This is a genomic window from Bradyrhizobium sp. 147 (genome assembly GCF_023073935.1).
Lineage (GTDB): Bacteria > Pseudomonadota > Alphaproteobacteria > Rhizobiales > Xanthobacteraceae > Bradyrhizobium.
Genome location: NZ_JADPKL010000097.1, coordinates 87,538 through 101,061 on the forward strand (window position 1 = coordinate 87,538; position 13,524 = coordinate 101,061).

Genomic DNA, 13,524 nt, shown 5'->3' on the forward strand with positions numbered 1-13,524 from the left:
GCGTTCAAGCAGCGCGTCAACTCGCGAAGAATTTGAATGAAGCAACTATGCTTCGCGCGAGGAGGAAGAGAAAGATCGCGTTTGCGATCTCGCTCGAACATAGTCGCGAAGGCTTAAAGATTTGTTTGGTGAGCGAAGCTTTCGCTCGCGTGTCCCCGACAAGGCGCAGCGCATAAGCGATGCGTCGCGGGGCCGGGATCCAGAGGCCGCTTGGCCCCGGATCAGCAGGGCATCACCAAAATGCTGCGCTGCGTCCGGGGCACAACGGCTTAGTTCTTGCTCTTGTCGACCAGCGCGCCCTTCCTGATCCAGGGCATCATGTCGCGCAGTTTCGCGCCGACTTCTTCGATCGGGTGGGCAGCGAGCTTGGCGCGGGTCGCCTTGAAGGAGGTCTGGTTGACCTTGTTCTCGAGCATCCAGTCGCGCGCGAACTTGCCGCCCTGGATGTCCGCGAGAACCTTCCGCATCTCCTTCTTGGTCTCGTCGGTAATGATGCGCGGACCGGTGACATACTCCCCGTACTCGGCGGTGTTGGAGATCGAGTAGTTCATGTTGGCAATGCCGCCTTCATAGATCAGGTCGACGATCAGCTTCACTTCGTGCAGGCACTCGAAATAGGCCATCTCGGGGGCGTAGCCGGCTTCGACCAGAGTCTCGTAGCCGCCCTTGATCAACTCGACCAGGCCGCCGCAGAGCACCACCTGCTCGCCGAACAGGTCGGTCTCGCACTCTTCCTTGAAAGTGGTCTCGATGATGCCGGCGCGGCCGCCGCCGATCGCGGAGGCATAGGACAGACCGAGGTCATGGGCGTTGCCCGAGACGTCCTTGGCGATCGCAATCAGGCAGGGCACGCCGCCGCCGCGCTGGTACTCCGAGCGCACGGTGTGGCCGGGGCCCTTCGGCGCGATCATCAGCACGTCGAGGTCGGCGCGCGGATCGAGCAAATTGAAATGGACGTTGAGGCCGTGCGCGAACACGAGGGCGGCGCCCTTCTTCATGTTGTCGTGCAGGTGCTCGCGGTAGATGTCGCCCTGGAGCTCGTCCGGGGTCAGCATCATGACGAGGTCAGCCCATTTGGCGGCTTCGGCGACTTCCATCACCTTGAAGCCGGCGTTCTCCGCCTTCTTGGCCGAGGCCGACCCCTTGCGCAGCGCAATCGCCACCTCCTTGACGCCGGAGTCCTTCAGGTTCAGCGCATGGGCGTGGCCCTGGCTGCCATAGCCGACGATGGCGACCTTCTTGCCCTTGATCAGGTTCAGGTCGGCGTCGCGATCGTAATAAACACGCATAGTTCGTTTCCTCGTTCGGGGCCGGAATCGGCCGATGGTCAGATCTTTCGAAGGTGAATTGACGGATTTCGGGGGCTGTCTAGAGCATTTTAGGCCCGCTGGGAAACCCGTTTCTGCATGGAAATCTGCGGCATCATGCATCCATGAAGACGGGGTAGAGGGAAGCGAGCAGCAGGACCGCCATCAGCACATTGAAGGCACGGACCAGCCGCTCTGAGGTCAGGACCGGTCGCAATGCAGAGCCGAACAGAGCCCAGACCACGGTCGAGACCGTGCCTAAGAGCAGGCTGATCAGGGTCTGGATTGCGATGTTGAGCGGGAATTGGGCGATCGCCGCGTAGGCGGTAATGGTGCCGATCACGATCACCCAGCCTTTGGCGTTGATCCATTGAAACATCGCCGCGCCCCAGAAGGTCATCGGGCTGCGTGCGGCGCCGTCGCCCGGCTTGGTCGGCCCGGACATGGCGATCGCGGCGGCGAGATAGATCAGGTAGACCGCACCGGCATATTTCAAGATGGTCTGGAGGACAGGATAGGCCAGAAACACGGAGCCGAGCCCGAGGCCGACTGCGGCGACCATGAAGGCGAAGCCGATGACGATGCCGACGATGTGGGGAATGGTGCGCCGGAAGCCGTAGGTCAGGCCCGAGGACAGCAGCATGATGTTGTTCGGCCCAGGCGTGAAGTACATCACGACCATGAAGGTGAGGAAGGCATAGAACAGCGAGTGTGACATGTTCGCCTCACGCGACTTTCGGCAGCGGCTCTTTGGGCAACGCCTTGGGCCGCTGCGCCAGCACCATCACCGCGATACCGCCGATCACGGTCAGCATGCCAGCGAGGCGCAGGGGTCCGAATCGTTCGTCGAACACGATGCTGGAGGCGGCCGATCCCACGAACGGCACCAGCAGTGCGAACGGCACCACCTGCGCCGCCGGATAATCGCGCAGCAATCGGCCCCACAGCCAGTAGGCGATGCTGGTGGAGATGGCGCCGATCACCAGCAGGCAGATCAGGCCTGTCAGAGACATGTGGATCAGCGACTGCCAGGTCGGCGTTGGCCCGTTGACGACCAGCGCGAGCGCGAACAACGGCACCGCGGCAGTAAGGCACAGCCAGGCGAACAGGTCGAACATCGGCGCACCACGGGCGCCCCGCAGCAGGAGATTGCCGACGGCAAAACAGACCGGCGCGATCATCAGCACCGCGAAGGCGCCGACGCTGAAATCATAGCCGACGGTCCCGCAGATCATCAAAAGGCCGGCTGCTGCGATGACGATGCCGAGCGTCTGCATCGGCGTCGGACGTTCGCCGAATGCGACAGCGGCGAAGCCGATCGTGAACAGCGCCTGGCTCTGCACGACGACGCTGGCCAGGCCGACCGGCACGCCGCGGGCGATGCCATAGGCCTGGCTCAGGAACTGGCCGAGGAACAGCGTGACGCTGATCGCGATCAGGAGCGGCCAGGCGACCTTCGGCTTGGGAATGAAAAGGCACGGTACTGCGGCAATGGTGAAGCGCATCGCCGTCATCAGCTCCGGCGAGAACTCGTCGAGCGCGATCCGGCTCGCCACGAAGGCAAGCCCCCAGATGATCGCCACCAGGATGGCGATGAGGATGTCGGCCGGCTTCATTGTTGTCGGTCCTGCCCTGTCGTGCAGTCCTGTTATTGTTCTGGTCTAGCCTTGCTCGCCGGCTTTCGGTTTCCGCAGCAGATAGGTTCCGTGCATCGGGGCGTGGTAGTCGGCCGAGACCAGCCCGAAGCCGATGTCGGTCAGCATCCGTTCCATCACCCAGCTGAAGGTGGAATATTCGTCGCGCATGTGCGCGACGACACCTTCACGCGAAAAGTCGTGGTTCTTGATCTGGAAGTCGGCCCATTGCTCGACGTCGCGCTCAATGGCGTCCGGCATTGAAGTGTAGACGATGTCGCGCAGGTAGAAGCTCGCGCCCGGCTTCAGCGCGCGATAGATCCGCGACATCGCCACCGCCTTCCAGAAGTCCGGCAGATGGTGCAGCGTGAACTCGCTGACGATCAAATCGTAGGATTCCGGACGGTAGGAGAAGCTCAGCAGGCCGGCCGATTGGGTGCGGACCGGCGCCTTGCGGTCACGTGCATAGATTTCGGCGAGCGCCAGCATCGCGGGGGAGATGTCGATAGCATCGACCTCGGCGCCCATCAGCGCCGCTTCGGTGGCCAGCACGCCGTTACCGCAGCCGATATCGGCGATGCGCCAGCCGCGCTGGACTCCTAGCATTTTCAGCGCAGCGCGCGCCCGCAGGTCGGCATCGTCATGGCTGTCATAGATCGACGCCACTGCGGGCTCGATCCCCATCCGGTTCCGCTCGTTATAGTACCAGTCGCGCGCCAGCATGGTTCACATCCCTTCAGGCCCGCGACCGATCGCGGCAACGCCGGTGCGCGACACCTCGACGAGGCCGAGCGGGCGCATCAGGTCGATATACTGATTGATCTTGTCCGTATTGCCTGTGATCTCGAACACGAAGCTCTCGGTCGTCGCGTCGATCACGCGGGCGCGGAACGCATCCGCAAGCCTCAGCGCCTCGACCCGGTGCTCGCCCTGCCCGCGCACCTTCACCATCGCGAGCTCCCGCTCGATCGAGCGCTTGGTCTGCGTCATGTCGACGACGCGATAGACCGGAATCATGCGATCGAGCTGGTGCTTGATCTGCTCGATCACCATTGGCGTGCCCGTGGTGACGATGGTGATGCGCGACAGGTGCTTCTGGCTCTCGGTTTCCGAGACCGTGAGGCTCTCGATGTTGTAGCCGCGGCCCGAAAACAGGCCGATGACGCGCGCAAGCACGCCGGGCTCGTTCTGCACGAGCACGGCGAGCGTGTGCGTCTCGTTGGGATCGTGACGGTCCTCGATGAAATAGGCGGATGCCGGCTGGTTCATTGTCGTCCCCTCAAATCTTCTTCGTCATGGCCGCGAAGGCGGGCCGCCAGCAATTGCCACGGCGTGAGATCCCTACACAGGGAGCGGCGTACTGGTTTGGCCGGCCGAGCCGAACGATGGCAGCGGAGCTTGTGACCATTGCGCTCACACCAGCGCCTTGCCGCCGGCGAATGCCTTCGCGGTGGCCGCGTCGTTGGCCTGCTCCGGCAACAGCATCTCGTTGTGCGCCTTGCCGGAGGGGATCATCGGGAAGCAATTTTCGAGCGCAGCGACGCGGCAGTCGAACAGCACCGGGCGCTTGACCGCGATCATCTCCTTGATGGCGCCCTCGAGATCGCCAGGCTTGTGCACCTGGAGGCCAACGCCGCCATAGGCTTCGGCGAGCTTGACGAAATCCGGCAGCGCCTCCGAGTAGGAATGCGATAGGCGATTGCCATGCAGCAGCTGCTGCCACTGCCGCACCATGCCCATGTACTGGTTGTTCAGGATGAAGATCTTGATCGGCAGCTCGTACTGCACGGCCGTCGACATCTCCTGCATCGTCATCTGCACCGAGGCATCGCCCGCGATGTCGATCACGAGGCTATCGGGGTGGGCAACCTGCACGCCGATCGCGGCCGGCAAGCCGTAGCCCATGGTGCCGAGGCCGCCCGACGTCATCCAGCGATGCGGCTCCTCGAAGCCGTAGAATTGGGCCGCCCACATCTGGTGCTGGCCGACCTCGGTCGTGATGTAGGTATCCTTGCCGCGCGTCGCTTCGAACAGGCTCTGGATCGCATGCTGCGGCAGGATGACGTCGTTGCTCTTCTTGTAATAAAGCGAATTACGGGCACGCCACTGCGCGATCTGCTGCCACCACGACTTGATCTCGGGCTTCTTCGCCTCTGCCTTGAACACCTGGAGGATGTCGCCGAGGATGTTGCCGCAATCGCCGATGATCGGCACGTCAACCCGGATGTTCTTGTTGATCGAGGATGGGTCGATGTCGATATGGATCTTCTTCGAACCCGGCGAGAACGCATCGACGCGACCGGTGATGCGGTCGTCGAAGCGCGCGCCGACGCACAGCATGACGTCGCAATCATGCATGGTCATGTTAGCTTCATAGGTGCCGTGCATGCCGAGCATGCCGAGCCAGTTCTTGCCCGAAGCCGGATAGGCGCCGAGGCCCATCAGCGTGGAGGTGATCGGGAAACCGGTAACCTCGACCAGCTCGCGCAAGAGCTTGGTCGCCTCGGGACCGGAATTGATGACACCACCGCCGCTGTAGATCACCGGACGCTTGGCGTTGGCGAGCAGCGCCACCGCCTTGCGGATCTGCGTGGCATCGCCCTTCACGCGCGGCGCATAGGAGCGGTGCACGTCGGACTTGCGCGGCGGATGATAGGTACCGGTCGCGAACTGCACGTCCTTGGGAACGTCGACCAGCACCGGACCCGGACGGCCGGAGGTCGCGACATAGAAAGCCTCGTGCAGCACCTTGGCGAGATCGTTGACGTCGCGCACCAGCCAGTTGTGCTTGGTGCAGGGGCGCGTGATGCCGACGGTGTCGCATTCCTGGAAGGCGTCGTTGCCAATCAGATGCGTCGGCACCTGGCCGGAGATGCACACCAGCGGGATCGAGTCCATCAGCGCGTCGGTCAGCGGCGTCACCATATTCGTGGCGCCGGGACCGGAGGTCACCAGCGCGACGCCGGGCTTGCCGGTCGAACGCGCATAGCCCTCGGCGGCATGGCCGGCGCCCTGCTCGTGGCGGACCAGGATGTGCTGGACCTCGCTCTGCTGGAAGATCTCATCATAGATCGGAAGCACCGCGCCGCCGGGATAGCCGAAAATGTCGGTCACGCCATGATCGATGAGCGCGCGGACGATCATCGCGGCGCCGGTCATCTGGTTCGGATCGTGGCTCTTCTCGCTCATTGGCTTGCTCCGGATGCGCTGTTGTCAGCGGCTTCGTTCGTGTCGGGTTCGGGAAATAAAAAAGGCCCCGAAGAGGGCCCACGCACACCGCCTGTCTTGTGGATGGCAGCTAGCCACCCCCGGCGGTGTGCCTGGGTACGACGGCGATAAGGAGTTTGGTAATAATGTTACGCATGGCAGGCGCTCGGCTTCCCAAAGGTTGCGCGAAACATAGCGGCCAAAGCCCGGATGTCAAGGCAATGTGGCCGTTCCCGCGCGATTTTGGCAGTGTAGCGGTGTTCCCCGGGTTCGGCGAGCGGTAAATTCAGGAACCGGGCACAAAAGGTCGTCAGTTCGCATCCCGTGTCGCGTGTACGATCGCGGCGAGCCATCCCCTCGCCTCCTCCGGCTTCACCCATTCGAACTCAGGCAATTGATGCCGGAACCAGGTAAACTGGCGCTTGGCGTAGTGGCGGGTGTCGGCGCGGCCGATTGTGGCAGCTTCTTCCAGGCTGAGTTCACCGCGCAGATGCCGGATCAGCGCCGGCACGCCGTGGGCCTTCATGGCCGGCAACAGCGGATCGAGGTGTCTGGCGGCAAGCCGCTCGACCTCCCTCAGCGCGCCGGCGCTCAACATGGCATCGAAGCGCGCATCGATGCGGGCATAGAGTTCGTCGCGCGCGGGGGCGAGAAACACCGCGCGAAAATTGTCCTTCGGCAGCAACGGCGGCTGGCCCTCGCCGTGCCAATCGAGCAGCGAACGGCCGGTCGCTTCGACCACTTCCAGCGCGCGCGCGATCCGGGTGCGGTCGCGCAGATTCAATCGTTCGGCCGCACGCGGATCGCGGTGCGCGAGTTCCGCGTGTAGCGCTTCGACGCCGTTCTGCTGCAGCCGCGCGCGCACGTCCTCGCGCACTTCGGCAGGAATTGGCGGCACTACGGAGAGGCCCGCCGTCAGTGCCTTGAAATAGAGCCCGGTGCCGCCGACGAAGATCGGCAGGCGGCGTTCGGCCGTCGCCGCTTCGAGCGCCTTCGCCGCGTCGCCTACCCAGGCGCCGGCCGAGAAATTCACGGCCGCATCGACATGGCCATAGAGACGATGCGGCACGAGCGCCTCATCAGCCGCTGTCGGCCGTGCCGTGATGATGCGCAGATCGCGGTAAACCTGCATGGAATCGGCGTTGATGACGACGCCGCCGGTGGCGAGCGCAAGCTCGAGGGCCAGCGCCGACTTGCCGCTGGCGGTCGGGCCTGCGATAAGCACGGCCTTGCCAACATGCCTTCCGCTGACTTGCCCCTCGCTCACGAAAACCTCAAATGTCCCTCGTCGCCACGCTGATCTGCAATCCCGACAATCCTGCGCTCGACTCTACCATCGTCGACGGCGCCCGCGCGGTGCTGCCACAGGCAGCTCCCGCACACTGGCTGTTCGAAGGGATTGCGGTCGACATTCCCTTCGGCGCCGAAAGTAACCTCGAAGGCGACCGCCACGCCATCGAACAGCGGCTCCGCGAGCTTCGCGGCGACCTGCCCATCGACATCGTCGTGCAGCCAGTCGGCTTCAGGCGCAAGAAGCTTTTTCTCGCCGACATGGATTCCACCATGATCGGCCAGGAATGCATCGACGAGCTCGCCGACTTGGTCGGGGTGAAGGCGCATGTGGCCGCCATCACCGAACGCGCGATGCGCGGCGAGATCGAGTTCGAGCCGGCGCTGCGCGAGCGCGTTGCGCTGCTCAAGGATCTGCCCGCCAGCGCGGTCGACGAAGTACTGGCCAAGCGCATCACGCTGACCCCCGGCGGCCGTGAGCTGGTCGCGACCATGCGCGCGCACGGCGCCTACACCTGCCTCGTCTCGGGCGGCTTCACGCTGTTCACGAACGCGGTCGCCGCCAAGATCGGCTTCCAGGAAAACCGCGCCAATGAGCTCGTCGTGCGCGACGGCAAGTTCACCGGCGAGGTGAAGGAACCGATCTTGGGCCGCGCCGCGAAACTCGCGACGCTGTTGGATCTGATGGAATCTTTCGATCTCGACGACCTCGACTCGGTCGTGGTCGGTGACGGCGCCAATGACCTTGGGATGATCCAGGCGGCGGGTCTCGGTGTGGCGTATCACGCCAAGCCAGCGGTGGCCGCGGCCGCCGCAGCGCGGATCGATCACGGCGATCTCACCGCGCTGCTGTATGCGCAAGGGTATCGGCGCGAGGAGTTCGTGGAGGGATAACGTTCTCTGCGTCATTCCGGGGTGATGCGAAGCATCGAACCCGGAATGACAATGAATGGTAGGACGACCAGCCCTTCCTACTGCACGCTCAACGCCACGAAGCGCAGCTCGCCCTCAGCATTGGAGACGAGCAGCAGCACCGACTTCTTGCCGTCCTTCTTGAGCTGATCGACCCGCTTCTGGATGTCGGCGCCGCTCGACACCGCCTCCTGCGCCACCTCGACGATGACGTCACCGGCGGAGAGCCGCTTCTCGGCGGCGTCGGAATTGGCATCGACATTGGTGACGACCACGCCCTTGACGGTGTCCTTGATCTTGTAGCGCGCGCGTAGATCCTTGCTCAGCGTTGCCAGATCGAGACCGAGCGCCTTCTGCGTCACCGGCTTCTCGGGTGCGGGCTCGTCGGTTTTCACCGCGGCTTGCACCTTTTCGGGATCCTGGAGCCGGCCGAGCGTGACCTTCTTGGCCTGCTCCTGGCCTTTGCGGATAATGATCACGTCGACCTCCTTGCCGACCGCCGTGTCGGCGACGACGCGGGACAGGTCCTTCGGATCCTTGACGTCCTTGCCATCGAATTTGACGACAACGTCACCAGGCTCGATGCCGGCGGGCTTCGCCGGACCCTTGTCGTCCACGCCGGCGACCAGCGCGCCGCGCGCCGGCTTGATGTTGAGGCTCTCGGCAATCTCGTCGGTGACGCTCTGGATGCGCACCCCTAACCAGCCGCGGCGCAGCTCGCCGAACTGCCGGAGCTGGTCGACCACGCCAACGACCGTCTTCGACGGCACGGCGAAGCCGATGCCGATGGAGCCGCCGGACGGCGAGATGATCAGCGTGTTGACGCCGATGACGTCGCCGTCGAGGTTGAACAGCGGGCCGCCGGAATTGCCGCGGTTGATGGAGGCGTCGGTCTGGATATAGCTGTCATATGGCCCTGAGGAGATGTCGCGGTTCTTGGCCGAAACGATACCGGCCGTCACCGTGCCACCGAGACTGAAGGGGTTACCGATCGCAACCACCCAGTCGCCGAGCCGGAGCTTGTCGGAGTCGCCGAACTTCACCGCGACCAGCGGCTTCGGCGGCTTGATCTTGAGCACGGCGAGGTCGGTCTTCTTGTCGACGCCGACCAGCTCGGCCTTGATCTTGGTGCCGTCGTTAAGGATGACATGGATCTCGTCGGCATCGGCAATGACGTGGTTGTTGGTAACGACCACGCCTGCTGCGTCGATGATGAAGCCGGAGCCGAGCGAATTGGTCTTGCGCGGCGGGTTGTTGTCGCCGCCCTTGCTGCCACCGCCGGGACCCCTGCGATTCTTGAAGAAGTCATCGAAGAACTCCTCGAACGGCGAACCTGGCGGCAGTTGCGGCATGGTGTTGCTGCCGCCGCCCTTGGCCTCGACGGTCTGCGACGTGGAGATGTTGACGACCGCGTCGATCACCTTCTCGGCGACGTCGGCGATGCCGTCCGGTCCACGCGCATGAGCCGGCGTGCCGAACGCGCCGAAAGCACCGATGGCGAGCGCGGCCAGCCCAGTTCGCAGCCAGTGGCGCAAGCGGGACGGGGCAATGGTGGCAGCGGTCATTGTGATCTCCAGAGAATAGGGGTTCGGCGCCAGCCTGCGCTCGAACGGGGGGACGACGCAAGCGCAGAGCTTAACGGGTCTCAACACCCCGATAATACGGCGAAAACCGGTCGATTGCCTTCACTTTGGCGTTGGAATGACGTCTAAACCGGGCGCCGCATCACCCAGATCAGGATCAGGCCGGCCACGGCCGAACCGATCCCGACAGCCCGCAGGATGTTGTCCGGCGTGGCGATAGCACTCTTCATGGCCTTGCGCATCCAGTTGGGACTGGCCGCGAACATCAAGCCTTCCAGCACGAACAGGATGCCCAGGCCGATGAGGAAGTCGGCAAACGCAATGGACCTCATCGGAATGGAACCTCCCGTTATGCTGTTCTTGTCTGGGCAAGGGCGGCCGAGCCGGCCGCCCTTGTCTGGCTTAGGGCTTCGCCGGCGTCTCAGTTGCCATCTTGCCGGACGGGTTACTGAAGTACCGGAAGAAATCCGAGTCCGGCCGCAGCAGGAAACGGGTGTCGTTCGAGCGTAGCCCGTTCTCATAGGCCGTCATCGACCGGTAGAAGGCGAAGAAATCGGCGTCCTTGCTGTAGGCTTCCGCAAACAGGCGGTTGCGCTCGGCATCGCCTGCACCGCGGGTCTGCTCAGCCTGCGAATTGGCCTCCGCGACGATGATGGTCGCCTCGCGATCGGCCTTGGACTTGATCTCCTGAGCCTTCTGGCCACCCTGCGCGCGGAACTCAGCGGCCTCTCGCTCACGCTCGGTCTTCATGCGCTGGTAGACCGCCTGGCTGTTCTGCTCCGGCAGGTCGGCACGGCGGATCCGGACGTCGACGACCTGAATGCCGTAGCCATCGGCCTCGCGGTCGAGCTGATCGCGGATGCGCTGCATCAGCTTCTCGCGATCATCGCGAACCACGTTGATGAAGGTGACCTCGCCGAGCACGCGGCGCAGCGCCGCATTGAGAAGCGTGGTCAGCTGAATGTTGGCGGCCTGGATCGAGCCGACGCTCTGATAGAAGCGCAACGCATCCTTGATGCGGTAACGCGCGAAGGCGTCGACCACCAGCCGCTTCTGGTCGGAGGCGATCGCTTCCTGCGACGGGTTCTCCAGGTCGAGAATCCGCTTGTCAATGTTGATCACCGAATTCCACGGCGCCTTGAAATGCAGGCCGGGTGCGGTGACGACGTCGACGGGCTTGCCGAACTGGAGCACGATGGTTTGCTCGGTCTGCTGCACCGTGAACAGCGACATGTAGCCGACGATCACGACCAGCAGGAGTCCGAGCAGCGAGACGAAACCTGTAACCGGAGACCTCATCGGTTGCCCCCGCTCGACTGCGGACCGGTCGTAGGCTGCCGCTTGGGCGTCAACTCGGGAAGCGGCAGATAGGGCACGACACCCTGCCCCCCAGGGCCGCCGTCATAGACCAGCTTCTCGGCTCCGCCGAGCACGCGCTCCATCGTCTCCAGATAAATCCGCTCACGCGTCACGTCGGGCGCCTTCTTGTATTCGTCGTACACTTTCAGGAAGCGCGCGCTCTGGCCCTTGGCCTCGGCGACCGCCTGCTCCTTGTAGCCTTCGGCGGCCTGCAGGATCTGCGCTGCACGTCCGCGCGCCTGCGGCACCACCTGGTTGGCGTAGGTCTGCGCTTCGTTTTGCAGTTGCTCCAGATTGGCGCGCGCCGCCTGCACGTCACGGAAGGCGTCGATCACCTGCGCTGGCGGATCGACCTTCTGCATCTGCACCTGGGTGATGAGAATGCCCGCGCCATAGCTGTCGAGGGTCTTCTGGATCAGCTCCTGCACACCCTGCTCGATCGTATTGCGGGCACCGGTCAGGATCGGCTGGATCTGCGAACGGCCAATCATCTCACGCATCGCGCTCTCGGCGACCGCTTTCACGGTGCCTTCGGGGTTCTGGATGTTGAACAGAAAATCGCCGACGCCGCCGGCGTCGGGCTTGATGCGCCAGAGCACGGTGAAGTCGACGTCGACGATGTTCTCGTCACCGGTCAGCATCAGGCTCTCTTCCGGCACGTCGCGAATGGAGCGGCCGCGCCGCGCCGGTTCCTCGATCACCGTCATGCCGATGGAGGTCGTGGAGACGCGCAGCGCCTTCGGCAGCAGCACGGTCTCGATCGGATACGGCAGGTGATAATTCAGGCCCGGATCGACGGTGCGGACATGCTTGCCGAAGCGCAGCACGACGCCGCGCTCTTCGGACTGCACGCGGAAGAAGCCCGACAGCAGCCAGAACGCGACGATGAGCAGGATGATCAGCGTGATGCCGACGCCGGAAAAATAGCCGCCCGGCATGATCTGCTGGAGGCGGTCCTGGCCGCGCCGCAGGAGGTCTTCCAGATCCGGCGGCCTCGGCCCGACCGGTTGCGGGCCTGAGCCCCACGGTCCCTTTGGACCCGAGCCCCATGGGCCACCGCCCTGATTCTTCCACGGCATTCGACGCTCTCCTCGGCAGGGTGGCATGGCCCCCCCGCCCGCTTTGTCCGGTCCGGCTTTATAGGGGACAGGCAGGTCCCTTACAACGCAGCCCTGACCGTCCTCCGAGCTATGCTCGGGCACGAAAAAGTCAATGTAAACATTGGCGAATGCGGTTAATGGCCCGCCCGCCGACGATATGTCACATAGGAGAAGTCGGCGCTGTCGTCGGGGCCGGCAGGATGACGGATGCGCGCCACCTCGTCCCACTCGGCCTTGTCGATGTCGAAATACGTATCGCCTTGGGGCCTGGCATGTACTTCGGTGATTTCGAGCCGATCGGCCCGATCGACCCACTGCCGAAAGATCTCGGCACCGCCGATCACCGCGATCTCAGTGACCGAACGCCGCAGGGCGTCGCCCCGCGCAATCGCGTCCGCATCCGATGCCGACGTCGTGACGATGGCGCCGTTGGCGCGATAGTCTGCATCCCGCGTGATCACGATGTTGGTGCGGTTCGGCAGCGGCCGGGGCAGGGATTCGAAGGTCTTGCGGCCCATGATCACGGGCTTGCCGATCGTGAGCGCCTTGAAGCGCGCCATGTCGGATTTCATTCGCCACGGCATGGCGTTGCCGGCGCCGATGATCCCGTTCTCGGCGATCGCGACGACGAAGACGATCTCCATCAGGTCGCGCTCCCGGCAAGCCGTGTCAACGCTGGCCCGGTGACGCGACACAGCGTCCAGTCGTCCATCATGACGGCACCGAGCGATTTGTAGAACGCGATCGACGGCGCGTTCCAGTCGAGCACCGCCCATTGCAGGCGTGACCAGCCGTTGTCGACGCATTCCTTCGCGAGATAGACCAGCAGCGCCTTACCGAGGCCCCTGCCCCGATGCGACGGCCGCACATAGAGGTCTTCGAGATAGATGCCGTGGCGGCCGCTGAAAGTGGAGAAATTCGCAAACCACACGGCAAAACCGACCGCCTCGCCGTTCCACTCGGCGATCGCGCAATGGAGCTGCGGCCGCTCGCCGAACAGCGCGTCCGCAATCATCGCCTCTGTTGCCTCGACCTCGTGCGAGAGCTTTTCGTATTCGGCGAGCTCGCGGATGAAAGCAAGAACGAGCCCGGCTTCGCCCGGGCGCACGCGGCGGATGTTGAGCGACATAGG

General features: G+C 63.9%; 14 protein-coding genes. 1 reads left to right on the forward strand and 13 read right to left on the reverse strand.

All coding sequences use genetic code 11. From position 1 onward, the window contains the following. Positions 1-269: 269 nt before the first annotated feature. The 7 genes from ilvC to miaA all read right to left on the reverse strand — a co-directional run bounded on the left by ilvC (position 270) and on the right by miaA (position 7,415). Complete coding sequence (gene ilvC / locus IVA87_RS24665; RefSeq protein WP_247335426.1) at positions 270-1,289, reverse strand: ketol-acid reductoisomerase; 1,020 nt, start codon at positions 1,287-1,289, stop codon at positions 270-272. A 133-nt stretch (positions 1,290-1,422) separates the two neighbouring features. Continuing rightward, a complete protein-coding gene (locus IVA87_RS24670; RefSeq protein WP_247335427.1) occupies positions 1,423-2,025 on the reverse strand; it encodes a LysE family translocator in 603 nt (200 codons plus the stop codon). A gap of 7 nt (positions 2,026-2,032) precedes the next feature. Further along, positions 2,033-2,923 carry an EamA family transporter gene (locus IVA87_RS24675; protein WP_247335428.1) on the reverse strand — a complete coding sequence of 297 codons (891 nt, stop codon included), beginning with the start codon at positions 2,921-2,923 and terminating at the stop codon, positions 2,033-2,035. A gap of 45 nt (positions 2,924-2,968) precedes the next feature. After that, entirely contained in the window at positions 2,969-3,664 is a 696-nt protein-coding gene (locus IVA87_RS24680) for a class I SAM-dependent methyltransferase (protein ID WP_247335429.1), read from the reverse strand. Positions 3,665-3,667: 3 nt separating this feature from the next. Continuing rightward, on the reverse strand, positions 3,668-4,210 hold the full coding sequence (gene ilvN / locus IVA87_RS24685; RefSeq protein WP_247278538.1) for an acetolactate synthase small subunit: 543 nt from the start codon (positions 4,208-4,210) through the stop codon (positions 3,668-3,670). A gap of 144 nt (positions 4,211-4,354) precedes the next feature. Then, entirely contained in the window at positions 4,355-6,130 is a 1,776-nt protein-coding gene (locus IVA87_RS24690; RefSeq protein WP_247335430.1) for an acetolactate synthase 3 large subunit, read from the reverse strand. 328 nt (positions 6,131-6,458) lie between these two features. Then, entirely contained in the window at positions 6,459-7,415 is a 957-nt protein-coding gene (gene miaA / locus IVA87_RS24695) for a tRNA (adenosine(37)-N6)-dimethylallyltransferase MiaA (RefSeq protein WP_247335431.1), read from the reverse strand. A gap of 11 nt (positions 7,416-7,426) precedes the next feature. Here miaA and serB point away from each other — a divergent pair, with 11 nt between their 5' ends. Next, positions 7,427-8,332, forward strand: coding sequence for a phosphoserine phosphatase SerB (gene serB, locus IVA87_RS24700; RefSeq protein WP_247335432.1), 906 nt, complete (start codon positions 7,427-7,429; stop codon positions 8,330-8,332). A gap of 77 nt (positions 8,333-8,409) precedes the next feature. On the opposite strand, the gene IVA87_RS24705 is transcribed toward serB, so the two are convergent. The 6 genes from IVA87_RS24705 to IVA87_RS24730 form a co-directional block, all read right to left on the reverse strand. Next, positions 8,410-9,915 carry a Do family serine endopeptidase gene (locus IVA87_RS24705; protein WP_247335435.1) on the reverse strand — a complete coding sequence of 502 codons (1,506 nt, stop codon included), beginning with the start codon at positions 9,913-9,915 and terminating at the stop codon, positions 8,410-8,412. A gap of 143 nt (positions 9,916-10,058) precedes the next feature. Next, on the reverse strand, positions 10,059-10,265 hold the full coding sequence (locus tag IVA87_RS24710) for a DUF2065 domain-containing protein (RefSeq protein WP_027560516.1): 207 nt from the start codon (positions 10,263-10,265) through the stop codon (positions 10,059-10,061). Positions 10,266-10,335: 70 nt separating this feature from the next. Then, the gene (locus IVA87_RS24715) at positions 10,336-11,232 is read right to left on the reverse strand and encodes a protease modulator HflC (protein ID WP_247278533.1); all 897 of its coding nucleotides are present in this window, start codon (positions 11,230-11,232) and stop codon (positions 10,336-10,338) included. Next, positions 11,229-12,371: an FtsH protease activity modulator HflK gene (gene hflK / locus IVA87_RS24720; protein WP_247335438.1), complete on the reverse strand. Its 1,143-nt coding sequence runs from the start codon at positions 12,369-12,371 to the stop codon at positions 11,229-11,231. The genes IVA87_RS24715 and hflK overlap by 4 nt, the downstream gene beginning before the upstream one ends. A gap of 155 nt (positions 12,372-12,526) precedes the next feature. Further along, a complete protein-coding gene (locus tag IVA87_RS24725; RefSeq protein WP_247335439.1) occupies positions 12,527-13,036 on the reverse strand; it encodes a dihydrofolate reductase in 510 nt (169 codons plus the stop codon). Further along, a complete protein-coding gene (locus IVA87_RS24730; protein WP_247335440.1) occupies positions 13,036-13,521 on the reverse strand; it encodes a GNAT family N-acetyltransferase in 486 nt (161 codons plus the stop codon). Before IVA87_RS24730 ends, IVA87_RS24725 begins: the two co-directional genes overlap by 1 nt. Positions 13,522-13,524 lie beyond the last annotated feature (3 nt).